Here is a 1029-nt window from a genome sequence, read left to right on the forward strand (position 1 = left end):
ACGTTTCTTTTTGTTTCAGCTCCCTAAATAGTGCGGTCTGATTTCCTTTTATCTGAAATTCACCTTCTTCATTCGTCTTATAGGTGCTTTCGGAATCACCGAGCGCTATGACATAGTTCGCATTCTTGACAGCTTCGTATATGTCTCCGTTCTTTCTGCTCAACACAAACGTGAACTTGATATCATCCATCGGTATCTCATCCGTCTTATTCTCGATCAGCTTCGTTACCGATAAGATTCCTTCTTCCTTCATCTTTTCATTGACGAACGGCAATATCTCTACATTATCGCCTACGACCTTGTTCTCATAGCCTTCATTGCTTACCGGTGTCTTTTGGATATAGCCCGGTTTTACTATTTCCTGTACATCATACAGGGTCCCCGGTGCTATCCCTAAGAACATGGCGGTCTCATTCGCTTTCAAGGTGAAATGTCCATTCTCATCTGTCGTATAGGTTGCATCATCTACACGTTTTCCACTCACACTATCATACAGTACATACTTTGCATTGCTCCATGCCTTTTTTGAATGATCTGTTAATAAGAACGTAAATGTTTCATCCGATGTGTTCTTATCGCTCAATGTCTTATTGACCCCAAAGGAAGCAATTGCATTGGTATATTGCACTGCTGTTACCGGTGCCTGTGTCGCTCCGCTTTGTTTTACATCCCCCAATACTCGCCAACCATCTGCGTTTTCCTCAACGACCTCATAGTCCACATCTGCCTTGACTTCCTTAAAGACAGCACTCTGTCCACCTTTTAAGGTAAACCTACCATCTTCATCTGTCTTAGCTTCTTTCAATTCTTCTTTGGTATTGCTATCTGTGATCGTATAGCTTTCATTCGCATACGCTTTTCCTTCCAGCTTCAAGGTAAAGTGAAAGCTATCTTCTCCATCATATACATAACCTTGTGGAAAGGAGATATGCTTTGTCACGATCAGATCCGTTGTCTTCTGCTCAACATATGGCATATACAGATTCACAAATTCAACTCTGGCACCATCTGGTTTGATCGTACCGATGG

1 protein-coding gene is annotated in these 1029 nt (G+C 42.1%); it reads right to left on the reverse strand.

The genetic code is table 11. The features are described from left to right. A partial coding sequence (locus I1J71_RS08585; RefSeq protein ID WP_229026702.1) for a transthyretin-like family protein occupies window positions 1-1029 on the reverse strand: 1029 nt, incomplete at both ends.

Origin of the sequence: Streptococcus infantis (assembly GCF_015546995.1) — a bacterium.
GTDB classification, from domain to species: Bacteria; Bacillota; Bacilli; order Lactobacillales; family Streptococcaceae; genus Streptococcus; species Streptococcus infantis_J.